The sequence below is a fragment of the [Actinomadura] parvosata subsp. kistnae genome (assembly GCF_900323885.1).
Lineage (GTDB): Bacteria > Actinomycetota > Actinomycetes > Streptosporangiales > Streptosporangiaceae > Nonomuraea > Nonomuraea composti.
The window spans coordinates 2844708-2866163 of the sequence record NZ_OOHJ01000018.1 but is presented as its reverse complement, the minus strand read 5'-3'; the positions used below and the strand labels follow the sequence as shown (position 1 = coordinate 2866163).

Below are 21456 nucleotides of genomic sequence, written 5' to 3'. Positions count from 1 at the left end.
CCCTCACGTGGTTTCACCAGGTCTCACGAACGATAAGGTCAAGACGCCCAAACTGACCGAAACCGAGCGGCCCGGCTCGCACGACAGGAGAGATGACTGATGTACCCCCCGTCCGGCTCCGGGCCGGGGATCCATCCCCCTCACGCACCATGGCCACCCCAAGCACCGCCCCCGCCTCCTGCCCGGCCGCCCCGCAAGGCGTGGCGGATCCTCCTCGGGCTGGTCGCCGCGGGCTTCGGGTTGCTGGCCCTGCTGGGCGGCGGCGCGTTCATCGCGAAGGCGTACACCAACAGCCGGCAGGTCATCCACAACCCCGCCTACACCAAGGACCTGTGGCGCAACGTGCCCGTCGAGACGCTGTTCCCCGCGCGGCTCGGCCGCGAGCACCCCGACAAGACCTACCGCGACCCGAACGACGAGCGCGGCTGGACCAGGGCGGCCATCTCCTCCGACACCTCGTGCGAGAAGGCGCTGTCCGGCGGGCTGGCCGCCGCTGCCGTCAAGGGCGGCTGCGTCGCCGTCCTGCGCGCCACGTACCTGGACGACACCGGAGGAACCGCCGCCACCGTCGCGTTGATCGCCTTCCGCGACAACCAGTACGCCCGCCAGGAGCTGCAGGACGTCATGGAAGCGGCGGACGACCAGCCGGAGCACGTCGTACGCGCCCTGCCCGCGCCCGGCACCCAGTGGAAGGACGCCACCCGCGCCGGCAACGGCGGCTGGAGCATCGGCGACACGCCCCTGTACGTGGCGGTCACCGCCGGGCCCGCCGACGGCCGCGTTCCTGGACGGCTGCCGCTGCCGTGGGGCAGGCGGGCCTACCCGCAGAAGGAGGACCGCGAGCCGTGGGCGCACACCGCCCAGGGCCTCGCGGAGAGCATCTCCACGAGGGTGCAGGCCGAGGCGAGGAAGGTGGGCGCGTGATCCGCCGGCTGGCCACTGTGGTCATCGGCCTGGTCGTGGCCACCGCGACCCCCGCCGTGGCCGAGGCGCCGCGCGGATGGGAGCAGACGGTCATGCGGGTGCCCGCCGCCCAGCGGCTCGGGCAGGGCAAGGGCGTCACGGTCGCGGTCCTGGACTCCGGGGTGATGCGCGACCATCCCGAGTTCCGCGGCCGGGTCACCACCGGCCCCGACTTCATCGGCGGCGGCGCCAGGCCGGGGCAGTCGTACTGGGGCGAGCACGGCACCGCGATGGCCTCCAGCGTGCTGCGGGTCGCGCCGCAGGCCAAGGTGCTCGACGTGCGGGTGCTGTGGGACAAGGAGGACCCGGCGCGCAAGCGCGCCGAGCGGGCCGCCGAATCGGGCGGCCCCGCCGGCGAGCAGAGCAGGAAGGCCGCCACCGCGCTGGCCAAGGGCATCCGGTACGCCACCGACAAGGGCGCCCAGGTGATCTCCATGTCGCTCGGCAGCGACGAGTGGGGCCTCGGCAGCGACTACGACGAGCTCACCGCGGCGGCCGTCGACTACGCCCTCGGCAAGGGCGTCGTCCTGCTGGCCAGCGCCGGCAACGGCGGCTCCACCGACCCGCTGGAGGTGGACGCGAACAACGTCGTCTCCTACCCGGCCGCCTACCCGGGGGTGATCGCGGTGGCCGCCATGGGGCCGGACGGCGGGCGGGCCTCGTTCTCGCAGGTGCACACGTACAACCAGATCGCCGCGCCGGGCGTGGACATCTACGCCGCCGACAACGGCGGCGGCTACCGGATGGGGGACGGCACCTCGCCCGCGTGCGCGCTCGCGGCGGGCACCGTGGCGCTGATGTTGTCCCGCAACCCGGACCTGACGCCCCGCCAGGTGCGCGACATCCTGGTGAAGACCGCCCGCAAGCCGCCGTCCGGCTACACCGTGTTCCTCGGGTTCGGGCTGGTCGACGCGGCGGCGGCGGTGCGGGCGGCGGGCTCGGCCAAGGACTCCGAGATCGCGGCGGCGCCGTACAAGGGGGAGAAGTACTTCGGTGACGGGCCGGTGGCCGCGCCGACCACCAACCCGCCGATGGACATGTCCTACGTGGCCGTCGGCGGGGTGGGCGTCGGCGTGGGGCTGCTGTTCCTGGTGGTCGCCGCGCTGCTCATGCGCCGCCCCAAAGCCCGCCCCGTACACCACCCCCGGATGCCCGGGCCTGGTTTCTAGGAGCGGGAGTTGCGTTCCCGCCACAACGACCGATGCCGGTCGGCGGCCCCCTCCGCGAGGGTGGCCGCCGCGGCGGGCACCGGCTCGCGGGCCCACGCGTCCAGCCGCCGGGCCATGCCGCGCACGAAGCTCACCCCGGGCGGCGTCAGCGCCCCGCTGTCGAGCAGCGTGCCGGCGACCAGCCGGGCGGCCGAGCGCCAGCGGGCGAACTCGGCGTTGGCCCGCACCTCCGACTCGCCGCTCTCGTGGTGCCGCTGGCGCTCCCAGAAGTCGGTGACCCCGACGTAGGCGTAGGTGCCCTGGAGCAGCCCGGCGGCGGGCCGCGGGTCGGGGCGCCACGGCGCGTAGTAGCGGGAGCCGTCGTCGGGCCTGGTCAGGGGCACGATGTCGAGCAGCGCCGAGAGCTTGGCGTGCTGGGTCTCGTGCGCGAGCGTGACCGCGAGCGCGTGGGCGTCGGGCGGCGTGGACATGGCGATGCAGCCGAACGTCTCGCGCGAGGTGGCGCTGGACATGCCGTCGGGCGGCGGCGACAGCGGGGTGAAGACGGTGATGGCCGCCGACACCTGCTTGGCCATGGGCAGGTGGTTGCGGACGAGCAGGTCCCAGCCGCCGTCGAGGAGCTCCTGCCAGTGCCCGGCCTCCTGCGGGGTCAGCGGGTCGCGCAGCGCCCCCGAGCCCGGCATGCGGTGCGGGTCGAGGTCGTCGATGAGCACGTCGATGTGCTCGCCGCCGGCCCGGGCGGACAGGCGGTGCAGCGGCCGCCAGGCCGGCTCGTCGTCGCTGATCTGCAGGAACCTGCCGCCCACGGAGACCTCGGCGCCGTCGGCGGAGCAGTGCACGGTGACGGCGGTGACGCCGGGGCCGACGGTGAGCCGGCCGAGCGAGGGCAGGTTGAGCACGCCATCGGCCACGGCGACGTCGAGGTCGCAGGCGAAGCGGGCACGGATGGCGGCGGCCGCGGCGATGGCCGACATGCGCTCGGGGCTTTCGAGCGTCTGGATGGTGTGGCGGGCCCAGGCGCCGACGGAGGGGTGGTGGAGCACGGCGTTGACCGCCTCCGGATGGGCGGCCTGGATGCTCGCGAGCAGGTCGTAGGCCCGGCGCACCTCGGGCCAGCGGGCGTGGCCGGCGTCGCGGGTGGTTTCCAGCACGCCGCGGACGAGGAGGAGGTGCCTGCTGCGCTGGCCGGCCTTGAGCCGTTCGACGGTGTCCGTCCCGCCGGCGCCCGAGGCGAGCTCGTCGAAGGCCGAGGCGGGGATGCGGTGCTCTGCGAGGTTCATCGGAAGTCCTTCTGCAGTGCCATGAGGTCACGTTTGATCGTGTTTGCGACGTGAGTGATGAGTCGCAGCAGGTCGGCGCAGTAGACCGAGGGGTTGCGGAATCCGCTGCCAGGCCGATAGCGATGAGCATAGTGGCCGCCGCCACAGACGCGCGCGACCTCGCAGGCGCGGCACGTGTCCGACAGCGCGTCCCAGCCGATCTGACGTGCGGCGATGCCGGGCAGGCGGAGCGCGTCGTCGAAGGAATCGCGCGACACGTGCAGCCCGGTGAGTGGTGCACCCTCGTAGGCGGACTTGAGGATGTCCGACTGCTCGATCGTGCCGTCCGTCTCCACGACCACCATGGCAGTGGGTGACAGGCCGATCTGCTCGCTGGCCGACGCCCCGCCGACGAGCAGGTAGATGATCTCGTCGAACAGGCGCACGTTCGCGGGCCGGGCGGGCGCGGCGTACCACTGGTCGAAGATCTCGATCAGCCAGTCCGCGTACGGCGTCGCGCCGTCGTCGCGGCCCAGCCCGGGCGGCGGCTGCGCCCAGGTGCCGTGCGGCAGCAGGAAGTCGATCGTGGGCGGCCCGAAGCCGAGCAGGGCCCGGTAGGTCTCCGTCGGGTCGTTGCGCAGGTCGACGATGCACAGCAGGCCGCGGAACAGCCGCTCGAACGGCGGCTCGGCCAGCAGTCGCAGGCCGGCGGCCACCTTGTGGTAGCTGCCCCGCCCGTCGGCGGTGGTGCGGCTGCGGTCGTGCGCCTGCCGGTCGCCGTCGAGGCTGACGCCGACGCCGATGCCGAGCCGGTCGAACAGGCTCAGGTACGTCCGGTCGAGCCGCACCCCGTTGGTCTGCGCGGTCACGGCGACGTCGGCCTCGACCGCGTCGCGCACGGTGCCGACCAGCCGCTCGATCTCCTCGGGGCTGACGAGGAGCGGCTCGCCGCCGTGCAGGATCAGCTCGACGGACGGGAGGTCGTGCGCGCGTACGTGCTCGGCGATGCGCGCCGCGACCGCCGTCACCACGTCGGGCGCCATGCGCAGTGGTTGTGACCGCCAGCTCTGGTCGGCCATCTCGTACATGTAGCAGTACGTGCAGGCGAGGTCACATCTGCTGTGAATTTTCAGGATGAACTGCCGGAACGGGGTGGGCCGCCAGCCGCTCGCCGCCAGCGCGGCCAGGTCGAGTGTTAGAGGCCACTCAGGCAAGGCCGGCCTGCCCCCGGGTCTGGTGTCATGGCCGTCGAGCATAATCAGTCACGAAGGGTCGCGAAGCTTTTTCAGGGTCTGCTGGGCAAGATCTGAAGGCAGGCCGCTGATGATCGCGTCGGCCGCCTTCGGAGTGCCCGATTTGAGCAGCGCCTCGGCCAGCGCGACGCGGGCGGCCACGTCGTTCGGCGCCCAGTTGAGAGCGGCGCTGATGCGTTCGATGGCCCGCATCGGATCTCCCTGAGCCAGCCACAGGAGGCCGTCGGTGGTCAGCGCCCTGGCCACGCCGTCGAAGCGCTGCCGCTCGGCGAAGATGCCCGCCGCCTCCTCGCAGTACTTGCGGGCGATGTGGATCTCCCCTCTGGCGGCGGCGACGCTGGCGAAGATCTCCGCCGCCTCCGCGCGTACCCAGGAGGCGCCCGCGTCGGCGGCCCGCACGGCGGCGTCGGCCAGCCGGCTGGCGCCTTCCCAGTCGCGTTCCTGCAGCGCCAGGCGGGCCTCGCGCAGGGACGACTCGGGCGAGTCGGAGCGGGAGACGGGGGCGATGAGCCGGTCGTGGGTCAGCTCGTACCAGCGGATGCCGAGCCGCTGCTCGGCGCGCAGCAGGTGGCGGTCCTCCAGCGCGCGCACGATCTCGTTGGGCATGCCCTGGGTGGCACGCAGCCCTTCGTACACGGCGTTCCTGGTGCCGTGCTCGGTGATGAAGACGTTGCGCATCCAGTAGCGGATCTCGGTCGCCGGCACGTTGTACTCGCTTGCGACCTCGGCGATCGTGCGTTTGTAGAACTCGAAGAGGAACTCCTCGACCTGGGCGTAGAGGCGGGCGTGGTCCTCGGTGATCTCGGTGACCTCCGCGGGCAGGGACGCCCAGAGCGCGGAGCACACCACCTGGAGCTGGATCGGCTCGACGGTGTCGAGCTGGATGGTCGAGGTCTCGCCGATCTCGTTGACGAAGTCGACCGTGCGCAGCTCGTCGATGAGCAGGTCGGCGGCGGCCCGCGTGATCGTCCGGTGCGTGTGGACGAGCGGCTTGCGCACGGCCTCCTTCGCCTTGGCGAGGCTGAGGGGGTGCAGGTGGAAGCGGGTGCGCGAGCCCTGCCCGATCGGGCGCTCGTAGGGCAGCACGAGGAAGAGGTACTCCTCGCGCAGCGACAGCAGGACGTGCAGCCCGGGGTGCTTGCGCACGGCGGTGGCGAGCTGCTCCAGGAACGCCTTGCGCTCCTTCTCCAGGAACGGGGAGCCGTGGAAGATCTCCTCCGCCTGGTCGATGGCCGCGAGGATCGGCACGGGGTCGCCGTAGAGGTCGGTGCGCTCGGGCCTGTCCGCCAGGTATTCGCTGATCGTGGACGCCGCGAGCCGCTCCGGGCTCAGCTCGGGGCTCCACGACGACAGCAGCGCCACGACGTACGGGTTCCCGCCCGACTCCGACGGGGCCAGGTGCGCGCCGATCCGCGCCACGGGCAGCACGTCGGTGCGCTCGGGGTCGAGCAGCGGCAGGATCCCGGCGTTGAGCAGGGAGGTCTTCCCCACGCCCGAGGCGCCGTAGAGCACGGTGAGCCCGGTGGCCTGCCAGAGGGTGGCGACCTCCTGCGCCTCCCGCTCCCGGCCGTAGAACAGCATGCTCTCCTCGCGCCGGTAAGGGCGCAGGCCCACGTACGGGTTCACGCGCGGATCGGTGTCCGGCATGCGCCGCCCCTCACATCCTCCACTGCAGTTGCTCGAAGAACTCCTGCGTGGTGCCGATGAAGATCGTGATGCTCCAGTCGTTGAGATACTTCTCCAGATATTCGTGCGCGCGCTCTGCCGCGTCGGCCACGCTTTCGTTCAGATCCGGCATCAGTTGCACGCTGATGTGCCGGCGTCTCATGATCAGCGGCATGGCCTTGAGCAGCCCGTGGAACAGCACACGAAAGTTCCAGTCCTGGAGGCTGTAGCCCACGAACAGGAGAGGGTGGGAGGTCATCGCCTGGATCACGGTGCTGGGCAGCGGCGGCTGGTCGTTGGCGGCGCGCGCCTCGACCATGTTCACCAGGTACGTCAGGTAGTCGTCGTCGGTGAGCACCAGCGAGCCCGGCTCGTCCCAGCGGCCGTGCAGGTGGTAGATCAGCGGCTCCTCATGAGTGGGCAGCTCGATGTGGGGCTCTTCTTCCTCGGTGTCCCACCATTTCGGGAACGTGCTGGTGGGGTTCTTGCGGCACGACTTCTCCTGGAGCAGCGCGTTGGCCATGAAGTCGTCGTAGTTGGTGGTGAGGAAGGTCTTGATGGGGAACTTGGCCAGCACCTCGTGGGGGTCGATCGCGGGCGGGGGATCCCCGGCGGGCGGTTCGTACTCCTGGAGGTAGGTGCAGACCTGATGCTTGAGGTCGACCGGGTCGCCGTTGGCCGTGACGGCGTAATGCATGACGCGCGGTAAGTTGTGGACGTCAGTGAACGGGTATCGGTAGATGCCGGCGAATTTTTGGCTGAGCTGTTTGCCGGTCGGTAACCGTCCGGAACACGCGCCGGCGCCGAGAAGGGGCGTGCAATCCCCGCGACGCAACTGCCGGACCAAGCGGTCCCAGTCGGCATCCTTCACGCGCCCATCCCGACATCACATCATGTGCCTTGAGAATTAAATATCTGTCACACAATCCTGATGATTCAGGCCAAGTCACGGCAACGGCGTTTCACAACGCCGACTGGAACCCCGCGACCGGGCCGGACCCCGCCTCGTCGACCAACCGGCGCAGGGCCGACGTCAGGGGGGTGGAGGGCAACCCGTCGAGGTCGCTCAAGCTCCATCCGCTGACGTCGAGAAGACCGCCGCCGTATTCTCCTTCTGCGCTGTCCATAACACTCTCCGGGCCCGGAAGACAACTGTGCGGGTCTCATCCTTGCACGGTTGAGAACTGAAGGCGAGAGTGGCAGTCTATGTGGGCTTCACCTGCATCTGCACGACGTCTAAGCTCCAATAAAGACCGGGTCTAGCGGAGGCGGTAATCGTGTCGGTTTCGCACTATTCGCCGGAATCCGGGCAACTTCCCGCTATTTGGGGCCGGGTACCGCAGCGGAACATGAACTTCACGGGTCGCGTCGACCTGCTGCGGTCGCTCCACGAAGGGCTGATGTCCGACGTCACGGCGGTGGTGCCGCACGCCCTGCACGGCCTCGGCGGCGTGGGCAAGACCCAGCTCGCCATCGAGTACGCCCACCGCTTCCGCAAGGAGTACGAACTGGTCTGGTGGATCCCCGCCGACCAGCCGATGCTGGTGAAGTCCTCGCTGGCCGGGCTCGCCCGCGAGTTACGGCTGCCGATCGGCCCCTCGACGGGCGTGGAGGAGGCGGCCGAGGCCGCGCTCGACGCGCTGCGCCGCGGCGTCCCGTACACGAAGTGGCTGCTGATCTTCGACAACGCCGACGAGGTCGACGAGATCAACGCGATCGCGCCCAGAGGCCCGGGGCACGTGCTGATCACCTCCCGCAACCACAGCTGGCAGGGCGTCGTCGACACCCTGGCGGTCGACGTCTTCCCCCGCGCCGAGAGCATCGAGTTCCTGATCAAGCGGGTGCCGCACGGCATCACCGAGACCGAGGCCGACGAGCTGGCCGAGGCGCTGGGCGACCTGCCGCTGGCGCTGGAGCAGGCGGGCGCCCTCCAGGTCGAGACCACGATCTCGGTGAAGGACTACCTCAGGCTGCTCGACGAGCAGACCACCCGGCTGCTCGGCACCAACAAGCCGGCCGACTACCCGCTGTCGATGTCGGCCGCGTGGGCGCTGTCGGTCTCGCAGCTGACCACCCGCATGCCCATCGCGGTCGAGCTGCTGCGCTGCTGCGCCTTCTTCGGCCCTGAGCCGATCCCGCGCGACCTGTTCGACCGGCTGCCCCCCGAGTTCGCCGAGGGGTCGATGCTGGCCGAGACGCTGGCCGACCCCATCCTGACCAGCCGCATCCTGCGCGAGCTGGGCCGCTACGCCCTGGTCAGGATCGACTCGGCGAGCCGCACGCTGCAGATCCACCGCCTGGTCCAGGCGCTGCTGCGCGACGAGCTGTCAGCCGAGGAGCGCGAGGCCATGCGCAAGGAGGCCCACCTGCTCCTTGCGGCCGCGGCAGACCCGTACGAGCCCGACGACACCGCCGCCTGGCCCCGCTTCGGCGGCCTGCTCGGCCACGTCACGCCCTCGCAGGTGGACCAGTCGGAAGACCCGCGCATCCGGCGCTTCACGCTGACGATGATGCGCTACCTCTACTCCTCCGGCGACTTCAAGTCGGCGCAGTCGCTGGTCGACCGGTGCATCGCCCAGTGGCGGGCCACCAGCGGCGACGACGACCAGAACGTTTTGTCGGCACAGCGGCACCAGGCCATCATCCTGCGCGAGCTGGGCAACCTCGGCGAGTCGTTCTCCCTCAACCAGCGCCTGCTCGTGCGGATGCGCGAGGTCCTGGGCGAAGACCACGAGGAGACGCTGCTCCTGCTCAACAGCCACGGCGCCGACCTGCGCTTCCGCGGCGACTTCGCGGCGGCGCTGCAGCACGACCTCGACTCGCTGCGCCGCCACGAGGAGGTCTTCGGCCGCGAGCACCGGCGCACCCTGCGCGCCATGAACAACCTCGCCCTCGACTACCTGCTGCTCGGCGACTACGAGCGCGCCCTCGACCTGCAGTCCACCACGTTCCGCCTGCAGCGGCGGCCGGGCTCGCAGGTCAGCAGCATGAACGTGCTGTCGTCCTGGAACGGCCTGGCCCGCGTCGTACGGCTGAGCGGCAAGTACCGCGAGGCCTGCGACATCGGCGAGGACGCCTACGAGTTCGGCGTCGAGCAGCTCGGCGTCGAGCACCCGTGGACGCTGCGCGTGGCGAAGGACCTGTCGATCGCCAAGCGCCGCGACGCCAAGGCCGAAGAGGCCCTCGACCTGGCGCACCGCACCTTCGAGCTGCAGGTGCGCAACGTCGGCATGCACCACCCCGACACGCTGGCCGCCGGCCTGTGCCTGGCCAACGCGCAGCGGACCTCGGGCGAGACGGCCGAGGCCCTGGCCCTGCTGGAGGAGCTGACCCCGCAGTTCGAGACGATGTACGGCGCGGACCACCCGTTCAAGTACGGCTGCGACACCAACCTCGCCCTGCTGCTGCGGGTCAACGGGCGCGCGGACGAGGCGGTGCGGGTCGACAACCAGGCGCTCGACGGGCTCGACCGCCGGCTGACCCGCGACCACCACTTCACGCTCACCTGCGCGATCAACCTCGCCAGCGACCTGGCCGAGATGGGCGAGCACGAGCGGGCCAGGCGGCTGGGCGAGAACACGCTGAGCCGGCTGCGCGAGCTGCTCGGCCCCGACCACCCCCTGACGCTCGCGGCGGCCGCGAACCTGGTGGTCGACCTGGCCCAGCTCGGCGAGAAGAACGAGGCGGAGGCGCTCAAGGCCGACACGCTCCAGCGTTACCTGCGCGTGCTGGGGCCGGGCCACCCCGACGTCGACGTGGCGGAGCAGCGCCGCCGCCTCGACTTCGACTTCGACCCTCCCGTGCTGTGACCCGGTGCTATGACATGGCGGCCACGCGCTCCTGGTCTTGGAGGAGGTCGACCACCGTTTCCACGTCGTTGGCGCTGACCGTCTGGTGCAGGCCCTTGAGGATGTCGGCGTCGTCGAGCCGGACTCCGCGCCTGGTCGCGTAGAGGACCCCCTCGTCGCTGAAGAAGAACGACCAGTCGGGGAACGCGGTGCGGAGCGCTTCTACGTCGTAACCCACTGTAGTCATGCGGTTACTCTAACGAGCCGCCACCGGCCGGTCCAGTGGTCGGTTCGCTTCCTGCAACCACCCGCAAAAACTAACTAAGTGCATTAATCTAGCGACCGTGAGTAACGGAACCCTCACGCGCGTCCTGCACCGCATCGGCCGGCGCGGCGCGTCGCTGGCTTTCGTGGGCCTGCTGTGCCTGGCCATCGCCGCCTCCCTGGCGTTCCCCCCGGCCGCGCCGCGCATGGCCCCCAACTACGCGGCGCTGGCCGCCGTCGCCCCGCTGCGCGTGTGGGCGCTGGCCTGGTGCGCGACGGGGGCACTCTGCCTGGTGCAGATGTTCCTGCGCTCCGACCGCATCGCCTTCGCGGCGGCCACGGCACTCCTCCTGCTGTACGGCCTGGTCTACCTGATCTCCACCTTCACCGGCGACAACCCGCGCGGCTGGGTGGGGGCGGCGGTGTGGCTGGCGTTCGGCGGCTGGATCGCGCTGATCGCCACCTGGCCGGAGGCCGTCACGGTCGAAAGCGCCACCGGCGGCGCGGCGGTCATCGTCGCCGACGCCCAGGGGCTCATCCAGTCGTGGAACCCGCAGGCCGCCAAGTTATTCGGGTGGAGCACCGAAGAGGCGGTGGGCCGGCCGCTGACCATCCTCATGCCGCCACGCCTGCGCGAGCAGCACGCCGCGGGCCTGGCCAAGGTGCGCGCCACCGGGGTGTCCGGGCTGGCGGGCCGCATCATCCCGCTGGTCGGGCTGCGGCGCGACGGCAGCGAGTTCCCCATCGCGCTGACCGTCAACGCCTGGCACAGCGACGACGGCATCTCCTACACCGGAGTGATCAGGCCCATGCGAGGCGCCGATGTCGAGCCTGACTGACATCCTCATCCAGGTCGCGATCGGCGCGGTCCCGCTCGGAGTGGCCTACCTCGCCTTCCGCTCGGCCACCGACGCCAACAGGAAGACCCACCAGACCGCGCTGCTCCAGGTCGAGCGGCAGGCGGAGCTGGAGCGCTCCAAGGTGGACGCCGAGGCGTTCCTGCGTGCCAAGACCATCTACGAGGACGCGCTCGACCAGCTGGAGAAGCAGCTCACGCGGATGCAGAGTCAGGCCAGCCAGGTGAGCACGGACCTGGCCGCCGAGCAGAGCGCGTCCACGGCGATGCGCGACCAGATCCGCCGCCTTCAGGCGCAGATCCGGGCGCTCGACCGTACGGTGGTCACGCTCCGTGCACAACTCCTGGCGGCGGGGATGTCGCCGGCGCCGACCTCCGAGACCACCGGCCCCTACCAGCTCCGCCACCCCCAGCAGGAGTGATCAGGCGCTGATGAGCTGCTCCGCGAGCAGCTCCGCCGAGCGCAGCCACGCCTTCCTGTCGGGCGCCGAGAACGCCACGATCAGCTCGTCCGCCCCCGTGTGCGCGGCGAAGCGCTCCACGTACGCCTTCACCTCGGCGGGGTCGCCGACGGCCGAGTACTTCGCCATCTGCACGAGCTGCTGCCCGGCCGGCGAGTCGAGGATCATGTCGGCCTCCTCGGTGGTGAACGTGCGGCCCCGCCCGAGGAACCGGCTCACCCTGAGCCGCTTGGAGGCCAGGAACTGCTCCTCGGCCTCCTCCTTGGTCTCGGCCGCGATCACGTTCAGGGCGGCGATCACGTACGGCTCGGCGAGCTGCGCCGACGGCTTGAACTCCTGCCGGTAGACCGCGATGGCCTCCTCCAGCGCGGCCGGCGCGAAGTGCGAGGCGAACGCGTACGGCAGGCCGAGCATGGCGGCGAGCTGCGCCCCGAACAGGGAGGAGCCGAGGATGTAGAGCGGCACGTTCGTGCCCTTGCCGGGGGTGGCGTTGACGCCGGGGATGCGGGTCTCGCCGGTCAGATAGCCCTGCAGCTCCAGCACGTCCTGCGGGAAGGAGTCGGCGGCGGCGGGGCTGCGGCGCAGCGCCCGCATCGTGTTCTGGTCGCTGCCGGGCGCCCGGCCGAGCCCGAGGTCGATGCGGCCCGGGTGCAGCGTCTCCAGCGTCCCGAACTGCTCGGCGATGGTCAGCGGGGAGTGGTTGGGCAGCATGACGCCGCCCGCTCCCAGGCGGATCGTCCGGGTGTGGGCGGCGACGTGGGCGATGAGCACGCTCGTGGCCGACGAGGCGATGCTGTCCATGTTGTGGTGCTCGGCGTACCAGATGCGCCGGTAACCGAGCTCCTCGGCCCGCTGGGCCAGGGTCACGCTGGCGGCGAAACTGTCCGCCGCGGTCTCGCCCTCGCCTATGTGTGCCAGATCAAGGATGGACAGCGGCAGAGCCATGAGTACGCGCCTTTCGCAGAGCGGTTCGACCTGGCAGTGGACAACAGCCGCGAAAGGCGCGTTATTTCATGACGCGGTACAGGTGACCGTTGACGGGGTGCCGCTCTGGCCGTTGACGAGGAAGCCGAACGTGGTGCTCGCCCCCGCGGCCAGCGTGCCGTTCCAGTTGAGGTTCGTGACGCTGACGGAGCCGCTCGTGCCGGACAGGTTGCCGTTCCAGAGCTGCGAGATGGTCTGGCCGCTCGGGAGCGTCCAGGCGACCTTCCAGCCGCTCGTCTGCGACGAGCCGGTGTTCTTCACGCTGACCTCACCCTGGAAGCCGCCCGACCAGGAGCTCGTCACCTTGTACGTGGCGGTGCACCCGCCGGGCCCGCCCGTCGGGCCCCCGGTCGGGCCCCCGTCGGCTCGGAGGTGCCGCCGGCCGCCACCGCCAGGTCGTACGCGCGCTGCGGCACGAACTGCCCGGCCGCCGCGATGCAGCCGTCCGCCTCGCCCGGAGGCTTGACCCACAGGTAGGCGTCGATCGCGGAGTCGCCCGTCTGGGTGGTGCTCCAGGTGCCGGTGGCGCGGCCCGCCGGGTCGCACCACTCGCTGCCGGCCGGGCCGTTGCCGTTGCGGCTGGTGTCGATGACCGCCTTCAGCCTGGACACGCCGGTCGCCGCGATGATGCTCTTCGCGTACGAGACGAGGCCCGGCGTGGCCCGGTAGTTCGAGGTGTTGAGCGCGATGCCGTCGGCGCTGTTGGCCACGTCGGCGCCGTTCAGCCGGGAGGCGGCCTCGGAGGCCGACAGCCAGCCGTCGTGGCCGATGTCGAAGTACACCTTGGCCTGCGACGACGCCTGCTTGAGCTTCTTGCCCGCGTACGCCATGGACGCCTTGACCTGGGCCTGCTCGGAGGCGTTCATGCAGTTCGTCATGATCGCCAGGGCGTCGGGCTCCAGGATGATGGAGGCGGGCCGGCCCGCCAGACCGGCCGCGATCTGGTCGATCCAGGCGCGGTAGGCGGTGTGGTCGGGCGCGCCGCCCGCGCTGGCGCCGCCGCAGTCGCGGTTCGGCATGGCGTACACGGCCATGATCGGGATCTTGCCGGCCGCGGCGGCGGCGCCGACGTAGGCGTCCACCTGGCTGCGCACGGTGGAGGGGTTGTAGCTGGCGAACCAGCGGCCCTGCGGGACGGCGGCGATGCGGTCCCTGATCACGGGGGTGCGGCTGTCGTTCGGGTTGGCGGCCACCCATTTGGCGGCGTTGGTCTGCGGATCCACGTAGAAAGCGGAGTCGGCGGCCTGCGCGCTGGGGGTGGACAGGACGACCGCCCCGGCCGCCGCCATCGCGGCCGCCGTGACGAGCATCGCCAACATGGGCCTTCTGCGAGACATGTAGATAACTCCGTCCGTCGGGTGGGAGCGCTCCCACGGGCACCCCGGATGCTAGGTAGCGTTCGGGGCCGGACAAAGACATCGGGTCGATCCGCACCGCACCGCCGCAGGTCAGCGGCCTGATGAGCGGTGAAAGTTTCAATCGGCCAGGCACGCGCGGAAGACGGCGGTCAGCCGGTCGACGTCGGCAGGCGTCGGCTCCTCGGGGCCGACGCGGCGGCGCATGGCGCCGATGCCGAGCACGACGGAGACGGCCATGCGGGCGCGGGCGTGCGCGTCGGGGCCGCTGAGCGTGGCCTCCAGCGGGCCGAGCACCGCCGAGATCAGCCGCTCCCTGGCCGCCGCCGCCACCTCCGGGTGGTAGGCCGAGCGTTCGAGCGTGCGCAGGATGGGGCTGTCGGGCGGGTGCCGCATGCGCTGGGCCGCGTACTCCGCCAGCCGCCGGGGCAGCTCCTCGCGGCTGCCGGTGAAGAGCTCGCTGAAGGTCGGCTCGCCTTGCAGGACCGCGGCGAAGAGCCCCGCCTTCGACCCGAAGTAGCGGCCCACCAGGGCGATGTTGGCGTCGGCCGCCGCGGCGATCGCGCGGACGGTCACCTGCTCGTAACCCTGCTCGCCGAACAGGGTGCGAGCGGCTTGCAGGATGCGCTCCCGGGTGGCCTCACGGTCGCGCGGCCTGGCCTCAGTCACCTGGGGGTTCATGCCCGCACTCTACTGGGCGCACACCCACTTACCGCGCGGCTAGTAAACATGCGTATACTCAAGTGGGATAAATCTGTAAGAAGGGGATGTTGTGTCTTGGTAGCCCAGGCGCAGGCCGCATCACCCACGAAGCAGCGCACCTACACCCACCGCGAGATCCTCGAGGTCATGTCCGGGCTGATGCTCGCGATGCTCACGTCGATGATCTCGACCTCCGTGGTGGGCACCGCGCTGCCGACGATCGTGGGCGAGCTAGGCGGTCAGGACCAGTACTCATGGGTCGCGAGCGCGACCATGCTGACGATGACGGTCTCCACGCCACTGTGGGGCAAGCTGTCCGACCTGTTCGGCCGCAAGTTGCTCTTCCAGACCGCGCTGGGGTTGTTCGTCGCGGCGTCGCTGGTGGCGGGCCTGTCCCAGAACATGGGGCAGCTCATCGCCGCCCGCGCCGTACAGGGCCTGGGTGTCGGTGGCCTGTCGGCTCTGGCCCAGGTGATCCTCGGGGACATCGTCTCCCCCCGCGAGCGTGGCCGCTACTCCGGCTACATGGGGGCCGTCTTCGGCATCTCCACCGTCGCGGGGCCGCTGCTCGGCGGGTTCATCGTGGACGCCGACTGGCTCGGCTGGCGCTGGTGCTTCTACGTCGTCGTGCCGTTCGCCCTCGTGTCGTTCATCGTCATCCAGAAGGTGCTGAAGCTGCCGAAGGTCAAGCGCAGCACCTCGATCGACATCTGGGGCGCCACGACCATCACGGCCAGCGCGAGCGCGCTGATGCTGCTGCTGACGCTGGGCGGCAACGAGTTCGAGTGGAACTCCGGCTGGACGTACTTCCTGGGTGCGGTCGCCCTGCTCATGCTGGCCCTCGCGGTGCTGTCCGAGCGGACCGCCCGCAACCCGATCCTGCCGCCCCGCCTGTTCCGCAACCGCACGTTCGTGCTGACCAGCCTCGCCTCGCTGTTCGTCGGCATGGCGATGTTCGGCGCGATGATCTACCTGCCGCAGTACCTGCAGATCGTCAAGGGGCTCAGCCCGACGAAGTCCGGTCTGATGACGCTGCCCATGGTGGTGGCGCTGTTCCTGGCCGGCGTGATCTCCGGCAAGATCGTCACCCAGACCGGCAAGTGGAAGATCTTCCCGGTCGCCGGCCTGCTCATCGTGGCGGTCGGCCTGTTCCTGCTGTCCCGCCTGCACGTCGACTCCAGCGAATGGCTGATCGGGTTCGACGTGGCCGTGCTGGGCATCGGGCTCGGCCTGTCCATGCAGATGCTCATCCTGGCCGCGCAGAACGGCTCCGAGCTGCGCGACATGGCCTCCACCACGTCCGGCGTGTCGTTCTTCCGGTCGCTGGGCGGCGCCGTGGGCGTGGCCGCGTTCGGCGCCATCCTGACGAGCCGCCTCAAGGACGAGATCGCCGAGATGTTCGCCGCCGCCCACATCCAGGCCGCCGGCGGCGCCGACGTCAAGCTCGGCAGCCCCAGCCAGATCCAGATGCTGCCGGCGCCGATCAAGAACATCGTGCTGGAGGCGTTCACGCGCGGCCTGGAGACCGTCTTCATGGTCGGCGTGCCCATCGCGCTGCTCGGCTTCCTCGCCACGCTCTTCCTCAAGGAGCTGCCGCTGCGCGGGACGAGCGGCCCCGCGACCCCCGAGCCCAAGCCGCTCAGCAAGGACGACCTCGTCCTCGCCGGGCTGCTGCTGGAGCTCATCTCCCAGCGCGTCGAGCGGGTGAACGGCGAGCGCTCCGCGCTCCTCACCGCCGTCGCCAAGCTGGCGCCGCCTGACGACCGCTCAGAGCGCGAGCGGGCGAGATCGGTCGTGCACACCGTGCTGCGGCCCACCTCGCGCGCTCTGATCGCGCAGGCCACGCCCCCACAGAAAGACCTCGTCACAGGAGGAATCTCTCAATGATCCGCAAGTTCGTGGGCGCCGTCGCGGCGGCCCTGGCCGTCCTGGCCGGGCTGTGGCTGATGATCGCCCCCTTCGCCCTCGGCACGCAGCCGGAGGACGCCGACTGGACGAACGCCACCCAGTCCGAGTTCTTCACCGGCCTCGGCGTCGCCGTCGTGGGCCTCGTGGGCGCGATCGCCTTCGTGCTCGCCATCCACGAGGAGCTCGTCGTCCGCGGCCTCGTCGTGCCCAAGCCGCGCCAGGCCGAGCCCGAGCCGGAGCCCGTCCCCGTGGCCGCCGCCCCGCAGGCCAGCTCCGCCGAGCTGGCCACCCTGCTCGCACCGCTCGTCGAGGCGCTGCGCGAGGACCTCAACCACAACCCCCGCACTGGCGAGCACCGCCAGAACGGCAAGGCCCCCCTGGTCGGGATGGAGGAGAACCGATGAAGGCCAAACTGGGCGTCGGCGCCCTGATCGTGCTGTTCCTCGCCGGCCTCTGGCTGGTCGCGGCCCCCTTCGCGGTCGGCTACCAGCCGCGCGGCGCCTCCTACGTGGACGCGACGGTCAACGACCTGTGGCTCGGCGGCGGGATCGCCGCGCTCTCGTTCGTCGCCCTCGTGATCTACGCGGCCGACGCCCTGCGCGACCTCGCCCGCCGCGGCAAGCACGCCGACTCCTGACGCGAGTCATGCCGTGTACGGCAGTGGTGCTGACCCTGGTGCCGACCCGCGGTGGGAGCCCACGACGGGCCGGCTCCCCGCGGGGCGGTTCGAGATCGGCAAGGACGGCGCCGGCCTGCTCGTGGTCGGCTTCGATGGATCGGGCCCGAGCCGCAACGCGCTCGCGTACGCGGCCGGGCTCGCCCGGCGCGACGGCGCCGCGTTGCTCATCGCGTTCGTGGAGTCGCTGAACACCGCCTCCCTCTGGTTCTTCGCCGGGTCGCCGATCATCCCCGACTCGGCCGCCGACCTCGCCGAGGAGCTGCGGGACGAGCTGCGCGACGCCGGGGTGCCGTGGCAGTTCGTCAGCCTGCGCGGCGACCCGGCCAGGGCGCTGGAGAGCCTGGCCAGCACCCACATGGCCGACGGCATCGTGGTGGGGCGCTCGCGGTCGCCGTGGCGCGGCTCGGTGGCGGCCCATCTGGCCAAACGCGCCCATCGTACGGTGCTGGTCGTCCCCTGACCCGCGCCCCGCCTCGTCGCTCGCCCCCGCGCGCACCCTCGACCCGCGCGCACCCTCGACCCGCCCGCCTCGCTCGTCCCCTGACCCTCGCTCCTCGCCCGCTCGTCCTCTCGGCCCTCGCCTCAGGCGACGCGAGGGTCACGGACGGCGCCGATAGTCCCCTGACCTGGCCGGACGTCGCATATGGTGGCCAGATGAGACGTGCTGCCGCCTTGGCGCTCGTGGTGCTCGGGGCCGTTTCGTGCGGCGCGGGACAGCCGGCCAGTGTGCCCGACACCGTGCCAGACACCGTGACCGACACCGTGACCGACACCGTGCCCGCGCCTGCCTCCACGACCTCGGCGCCCGACGACCAGGCGCTCGAAGAATCGCCCGCGACGCCCTCGTCCACGGGGCCGCCCGCGTTCAGTTCCAAGGTCTCGCGGGTCTCCCGCGACCGGCTCCCGTACTCGTGGCGCCCCGGCTGCCCGGTCCACTACCGGGACCTGCGGCTGGTCACGCTGTCGTACTGGGGCTTCGACGGCAAGCCGCACACCGGCGAGCTGGTGGTGCGCGCGACGGTCACCGGCGACATCGAGAAGGTCTTCAAGAAGTTGTACGACTGGCGCTGGCCGATCAGGCAGATGAAGCTGGTGGACGCGTACAAGGCGGACGACTTCGACTCGATCGACGCCGACAACACCTCGGCCTTCAACTGCCGCCGTGCTACCGGGTCGAGCAACTGGTCAAATCACGCATACGGGGAAGCAATAGACATCAATCCCCGAGAGAACCCATATGTCACCGCGAGTGGCAGCACGGCACACCAAAATGCCAAGAAGTTCACCGAGCGCCCAATTAGCGGTAAAGGTGTGGTTAACCCTGGCGACAAGGTCGTCAAGGCCTTTGCCAAGGTGGGCTGGGAGTGGGGCGGCTACTGGTCCGGAGCCAAGGACTACCAGCATTTCTCCAAGGGCGGAGGGTAAGACCTGCGGAAACGCTCATTCCACGCCCTCCTGGGCCGTCTGTGGGCCGTCAGCCGCCGAGCGGGGCCGCTGCAACGCGGCGTCGATGGCCCTCCGCATCCGCTGCTCGGACTTCGGCATCAGGTGCGCGTACGTCCGCAGCAGCAGCGCCCCGCCGTCCGCGTGCCCCATCCAGTCGGCGACCGCCTTCGGGTTCTCCCCGTCCGTCAGGAGCACGCTCGCGAAGTAGTGCCTGAGCATGTGCATGCCGTGCTCCCGGTAGCGGTGGCCGCGCTTCTCGCCGGCCGCGAGCTTCGGCACGATGCCGACGCGCTCCAGGCGCTTGTTCCACACCTCGCGGAAGGTGACGGGGTGGACGGGGGCGCCCAGGGTGTTGGTGAAGAACAGCCGCACCGTGACCGGATCGCCCTCGACGTCGCCCCACGGCAGCGTCACCTCGACCGGCGGGAACAGCCGCATGTGCTCGGCGAGCGCGACTTTGACCCGCTCGGGCAGCGGAACCTCGCGCGTCTTCTCCCCCTTGGGCAAGTCGAAGATGAGCGTGCCGTCGTCGAGCTTGAGCTGACGGTTGACGGCCGCCGTGCCACGCAACCACTCGACATCATCGGGGCTGAACCCGAAAATCTCGCCCTGTCGCAAGCCAAGACCGGCGCCGGCCTCGACGACCGCCTGGTACCGATCCGGTAAGTCGTCGGCCATGTCCAGCACCTGATCGGCCGTCCACACGACCAGCTTCTTCTTGACCACCTTCGGCAGCTTCACGACCGGCGAGCGGAGCGGGTTCTTGACGATCAGCTCGTCCTCGATGGCGACAGAGAACACCAGGCCGACATGGGCCATGATGACCTCGATGTACGAGGGCGCCAGCTTGGCCGCCTCAAGGTGGTTCACGAGTTGCTGCAGGGCGCTCGGCCGGCGCGACAGCCAGCCGATCTCCTTGCCGCCGATGACGGGGTACACGTGGTTGGCCAGCCGTTCGCGCATCTTGCGCCGCGAGCGAGGATCGAGGGTGCGGTTTTCCAGGACCTCTTCGGCCTGCTTGCGAAAGGTGATGCGGCCGGCGTCTGGGTCGATGTAGGTGCCGCGCTGCAGGTCCGCCTCCACCTCGATCTTCCGCCGTTCGGCCGCCGTCTTCTTCGCGAACGACTCATTCTTCTCGCGGCCGTCCGGGCCGTCGTACCGGAGCCTCCAGCGCGAGCCCTTGCCGTACCTGGCGGGATCGCGCTCGAGCACGGGCTTGCCCTTGTCGTCGAGCAGCACCTTGCCGTCCGGGCCGCGCGCTTTTCTCATCCAGCGATCTTCAACGTGTGCCATCAATCCTCCCAATTGTCCCGAAAGCCGGGAACATCGAAGCCGAAGAAGTTCAACACCTCATTCACCGCTCGCCGCATATCATCAGCAGATGCCGAACCTTGCAATGGCATTACGTCGTTGAGCAGTTTCCCCGCTATATCAACGGCAAGGTCCATACGGATTGCTGCCATTGAAATATCTCTGATGCTGACAGACTCCGGAAAATCCTTGGGCTTCACCGTGAGAATCACATGAGCCAGGCCGGGAACTTCAGAAGCGTTAACCACGGTGGTATCCACTACCTGACCGTGACGGAGGAGATCTTGCACCTCAAGGTCGAGGCGCCGAAACTGCCTGGCTGCGTCGGCGGGCTCATCCTTGAACTTGGTAAGCGCTTGACTCAGTTCGTCTACCTTCTGTGCAGCAGTTCTGGCAGACACCTCGGCTGCCATAAGCCGTTCCTGGTGCGCTGCTAGTTCTCGGCGATAGAACGAACCGATCGTCTTCGCTTCAGCAAGTTCCTCTCGAAGCCTTTCCAGTTCTCGACGCTGCGCTTCTAGGGAAGCCTCGTGTTGCACCGCGACCTGGTATTTCATCCGCACATCTGCAAGTTCGCTTTGTGTGCGTATAAGATCTGCTTCGAGCCTATAGATACGCTCGCGCTCCATCTCCGACTGTGTCAGAACACGCTCATACTCCTCCCCTAGATCTAGGTCGTGTCCCGATGAGTAAGAGACGTCCGCGCCGGTGTGCATCTCAAACCGGCGCGGCGTGGTACGCAGAGCAGCCTTTGGTGCGCCAACTCCGTGCGGCAAGTCGGCTGCACGCTGTGCGAGCTTCAGAAATTCATGATCTTTCCACTGCTCGAAAAATCGGATGATCGCTGCATCCAGCGTGGAAGCCTGATCCAATAGAGGCATGAGGCTCTGTTCGATAGCCGCGAGACTTCCCTGAATTGCTCTCGCAACAAGGTCAGGTTTGCGCTCTTCCCAGGCTTGAACGAATCGACGATAGCTCTCAGCGGCCAGCTCCCCGCGCACAGGGTCTGCGGTGGATGCCTCTGCGATTACATCGACGATCCTGCTGCACACGTCAAGAGACGTGATGACCTCAACAATGCGCGCCTCCTGTCGGTGGTCCGGCGGTGAATACGGTGCTGGGCCGATGATTGCCACGCCAAGAGCTGCACCCACCGCCAGCACGGTCTCCGCCTCCGGACGTGGACCCGAAGCATCCTTCTCAAGATTGATCAACGTGCCACGGGACACGCCGGCGACGACAGCGACCTTGTTCTGAGCGAGTTTCAGCTTCTCCCTGCGCTCACGAAGGTAGACAGCGGCACCCTCAGGGATGCGCGAAGCCTCCTCTTGTGCAGGTCGTCGCGACTTCCTTGCCACCGTGCCTCACATCCTGACTGCTCAGAAGTACCGTT

Annotated in this window: 20 protein-coding genes and 1 pseudogene; 10 read left to right on the top strand and 11 right to left on the bottom strand. The window is 69.7% G+C overall.

What is annotated here, in order from left to right; genetic code table 11:
• Nucleotides 1-99: 99 nt before the first annotated feature.
• Both KIS93_RS33445 and KIS93_RS33440 read left to right on the top strand, forming a co-directional pair.
• Complete coding sequence (locus tag KIS93_RS33445) at nt 100-924, top strand: hypothetical protein (protein ID WP_186404552.1); 825 nt, start codon at nt 100-102, stop codon at nt 922-924.
• A complete protein-coding gene (locus KIS93_RS33440) occupies nt 921-2132 on the top strand; it encodes a S8 family peptidase (RefSeq protein ID WP_186404551.1) in 1212 nt (403 codons plus the stop codon). Before KIS93_RS33445 ends, KIS93_RS33440 begins: the two co-directional genes overlap by 4 nt.
• Here KIS93_RS33440 and KIS93_RS33435 read toward each other — a convergent pair.
• The 5 genes from KIS93_RS33435 to fxsA all read right to left on the bottom strand — a co-directional run bounded on the left by KIS93_RS33435 (nt 2129) and on the right by fxsA (nt 7436).
• The gene (locus KIS93_RS33435; protein ID WP_080043906.1) at nt 2129-3412 is read right to left on the bottom strand and encodes an HEXXH motif domain-containing protein; all 1284 of its coding nucleotides are present in this window, start codon (nt 3410-3412) and stop codon (nt 2129-2131) included. The genes KIS93_RS33440 and KIS93_RS33435 overlap by 4 nt on opposite strands.
• Nucleotides 3409-4605 (bottom strand): FxsB family cyclophane-forming radical SAM/SPASM peptide maturase, encoded by a 1197-nt coding sequence (locus tag KIS93_RS33430; RefSeq protein ID WP_230465685.1) that lies wholly within the window; start codon nt 4603-4605, stop codon nt 3409-3411. Before KIS93_RS33430 ends, KIS93_RS33435 begins: the two co-directional genes overlap by 4 nt.
• Nucleotides 4606-4653: 48 nt before the next feature.
• The gene (locus KIS93_RS33425; protein WP_080043908.1) at nt 4654-6291 is read right to left on the bottom strand and encodes an nSTAND1 domain-containing NTPase; all 1638 of its coding nucleotides are present in this window, start codon (nt 6289-6291) and stop codon (nt 4654-4656) included.
• A 10-nt stretch (nt 6292-6301) separates the two neighbouring features.
• Nucleotides 6302-7006 (bottom strand): SIR2 family NAD-dependent protein deacylase, encoded by a 705-nt coding sequence (locus KIS93_RS33420; RefSeq protein ID WP_080043909.1) that lies wholly within the window; start codon nt 7004-7006, stop codon nt 6302-6304.
• A gap of 265 nt (nt 7007-7271) precedes the next feature.
• On the bottom strand, nt 7272-7436 hold the full coding sequence (gene fxsA, locus KIS93_RS33415; protein ID WP_080043910.1) for an FxSxx-COOH cyclophane-containing RiPP peptide: 165 nt from the start codon (nt 7434-7436) through the stop codon (nt 7272-7274).
• 150 nt (nt 7437-7586) lie between these two features.
• Between fxsA and fxsT the strand changes: the two genes are divergently transcribed.
• The gene (gene fxsT, locus KIS93_RS33410) at nt 7587-10118 is read left to right on the top strand and encodes an FxSxx-COOH system tetratricopeptide repeat protein (protein ID WP_155128769.1); all 2532 of its coding nucleotides are present in this window, start codon (nt 7587-7589) and stop codon (nt 10116-10118) included.
• A 7-nt stretch (nt 10119-10125) separates the two neighbouring features.
• On the opposite strand, the gene KIS93_RS33405 is transcribed toward fxsT, so the two are convergent.
• Nucleotides 10126-10344, bottom strand: a complete 219-nt coding sequence (locus tag KIS93_RS33405; RefSeq protein WP_155128771.1) for a hypothetical protein — start codon at nt 10342-10344, stop codon at nt 10126-10128.
• A 97-nt stretch (nt 10345-10441) separates the two neighbouring features.
• On the opposite strand from KIS93_RS33405, the gene KIS93_RS33400 reads away from it, so the two are divergent.
• Entirely contained in the window at nt 10442-11200 is a 759-nt protein-coding gene (locus KIS93_RS33400) for a PAS domain S-box protein (protein ID WP_080043913.1), read from the top strand.
• Entirely contained in the window at nt 11184-11639 is a 456-nt protein-coding gene (locus tag KIS93_RS33395; protein ID WP_155128773.1) for a hypothetical protein, read from the top strand. Before KIS93_RS33400 ends, KIS93_RS33395 begins: the two co-directional genes overlap by 17 nt.
• Here the strand turns inward: KIS93_RS33395 and KIS93_RS33390 are convergent, their stop codons facing one another.
• From KIS93_RS33390 to KIS93_RS33380, 3 genes and pseudogenes are all read right to left on the bottom strand, one after another.
• Nucleotides 11640-12623 (bottom strand): LLM class flavin-dependent oxidoreductase, encoded by a 984-nt coding sequence (locus KIS93_RS33390; protein WP_080043915.1) that lies wholly within the window; start codon nt 12621-12623, stop codon nt 11640-11642.
• Between the two features lie 66 nt (nt 12624-12689).
• Nucleotides 12690-13972 (bottom strand): annotated as a pseudogene (locus KIS93_RS33385) (glycoside hydrolase family 6 protein).
• Nucleotides 13973-14137: 165 nt separating this feature from the next.
• Nucleotides 14138-14698: a TetR/AcrR family transcriptional regulator gene (locus KIS93_RS33380; protein WP_080043917.1), complete on the bottom strand. Its 561-nt coding sequence runs from the start codon at nt 14696-14698 to the stop codon at nt 14138-14140.
• A gap of 96 nt (nt 14699-14794) precedes the next feature.
• Between KIS93_RS33380 and KIS93_RS33375 the strand changes: the two genes are divergently transcribed.
• From KIS93_RS33375 to KIS93_RS33355, 5 genes are all read left to right on the top strand, one after another.
• Nucleotides 14795-16606, top strand: a complete 1812-nt coding sequence (locus KIS93_RS33375; protein ID WP_080043918.1) for an MDR family MFS transporter — start codon at nt 14795-14797, stop codon at nt 16604-16606.
• Nucleotides 16603-17031, top strand: a complete 429-nt coding sequence (locus KIS93_RS33370; RefSeq protein WP_080043919.1) for a hypothetical protein — start codon at nt 16603-16605, stop codon at nt 17029-17031. The genes KIS93_RS33375 and KIS93_RS33370 overlap by 4 nt, the downstream gene beginning before the upstream one ends.
• Nucleotides 17028-17264, top strand: a complete 237-nt coding sequence (locus KIS93_RS33365; protein ID WP_080043920.1) for a hypothetical protein — start codon at nt 17028-17030, stop codon at nt 17262-17264. The genes KIS93_RS33370 and KIS93_RS33365 overlap by 4 nt, the downstream gene beginning before the upstream one ends.
• Nucleotides 17265-17277: 13 nt before the next feature.
• Nucleotides 17278-17766: a universal stress protein gene (locus KIS93_RS33360; protein ID WP_080043921.1), complete on the top strand. Its 489-nt coding sequence runs from the start codon at nt 17278-17280 to the stop codon at nt 17764-17766.
• A 194-nt stretch (nt 17767-17960) separates the two neighbouring features.
• Nucleotides 17961-18731, top strand: a complete 771-nt coding sequence (locus KIS93_RS33355; protein WP_186404549.1) for a M15 family metallopeptidase — start codon at nt 17961-17963, stop codon at nt 18729-18731.
• Nucleotides 18732-18746: 15 nt separating this feature from the next.
• Here the strand turns inward: KIS93_RS33355 and KIS93_RS33350 are convergent, their stop codons facing one another.
• Both KIS93_RS33350 and KIS93_RS33345 read right to left on the bottom strand, forming a co-directional pair.
• Nucleotides 18747-20021: a site-specific integrase gene (locus KIS93_RS33350; RefSeq protein WP_186404548.1), complete on the bottom strand. Its 1275-nt coding sequence runs from the start codon at nt 20019-20021 to the stop codon at nt 18747-18749.
• A 23-nt stretch (nt 20022-20044) separates the two neighbouring features.
• The gene (locus KIS93_RS33345; RefSeq protein ID WP_080043924.1) at nt 20045-21421 is read right to left on the bottom strand and encodes a helix-turn-helix transcriptional regulator; all 1377 of its coding nucleotides are present in this window, start codon (nt 21419-21421) and stop codon (nt 20045-20047) included.
• Nucleotides 21422-21456: the final 35 nt, after the last annotated feature.